The sequence below is a fragment of the Desulfobotulus sapovorans DSM 2055 genome, assembly GCF_059569355.1.
On record NZ_JCANVJ010000064.1, the window covers coordinates 1 to 1,150 of the forward strand.

Below are 1,150 nucleotides of genomic sequence, written 5' to 3' on the forward strand. Positions count from 1 at the left end.
CAGTGATAAAATTCATGGTTATGCGAGCGGTCTGGAAAGTCCGGCCACAGAAGGTGAAAGCCCTGTAGCAGAAAGTCATGGATCTGTCTTAAGAGCGCCCCAAGTACCACGGGACACGAGAAACCCTGTGGGAATCAATGAGGACCATCTCATAAGGCTAAATACGTCTTGGCGACCGATAGTGAACCAGTACCGTGAGGGAAAGGTGAAAAGAACCCCGGTGAGGGGAGTGCAATAGAACCTGAAACCGTTTGCCTACAAGCAGTGGGAGCACGATGCATTTTCGGATGCCGTGTGACTGCGTGCCTTTTGCATAATGAGTCAGCGAGTTACTTTACGCAGCAAGGTTAAGCCGGGAGGTGTAGCCGTAGCGAAAGCGAGTCTTAAGAGGGCGAGTGAGTTGCGTGGAGTAGACCCGAAACCAGGTGATCTATCCATGGCCAGGGTGAAGCGTGAGTAAAATCCCGTGGAGGCCCGAACCGTCGTATGTTGAAAAATGCTCGGATGAGCTGTGGATAGGGGTGAAAGGCCAAACAAACCTGGAAATAGCTGGTTCTCCCCGAAATATATTTAGGTATAGCCTTGCGTGATTGACTTACGGGGGTAGAGCACTGGATGGGCTAGGGGTCTCACCGGATTACCAACCCCAACCAAACTCCGAATACCGTATAGTTGTATCGCAGGAGTCAGACTGCGGGAGCTAAGTTTCGTGGTCGAAAGGGAAACAACCCAGATCGCCAGCTAAGGTCCCCAAATTCATGCTAAGTGGTGAACGATGTGGAAATGCTCAGACAACCAGGATGTTGGCTTAGAAGCAGCCATCATTTAAAGAAAGCGTAATAGCTCACTGGTCGAGTGGTTCTGCGCGGAAAATGTAACGGGGCTAAGCATGATACCGAAGCTGCGGGTTATTCTTAAATGGATAGCGGTAGGGGAGCATTCCATGTGGGCAGAAGGTTGACCGTAAGGACGGCTGGACTGCATGGAAGAGCCCATGCTGACATGAGTAGCGATAAAGCGGGTGAAAAACCCGCTCGCCGAAAGCCTAAGGTTTCCTGAGTTAAGCTAATCTGCTCAGGGTTAGTCGATCCCTAAGCCGAGGCCGAAAGGCGTAGGTGATGGGAAACAGGTTAATATTCCTGTACCACCG

At 51.0% G+C, this 1,150-nt stretch carries 1 rRNA gene; it reads left to right on the top strand.

The annotated features are described in order from the left end of the window. Positions 1 to 1,150 (top strand): 23S ribosomal RNA (locus BR04_RS17545); the annotation flags it as partial.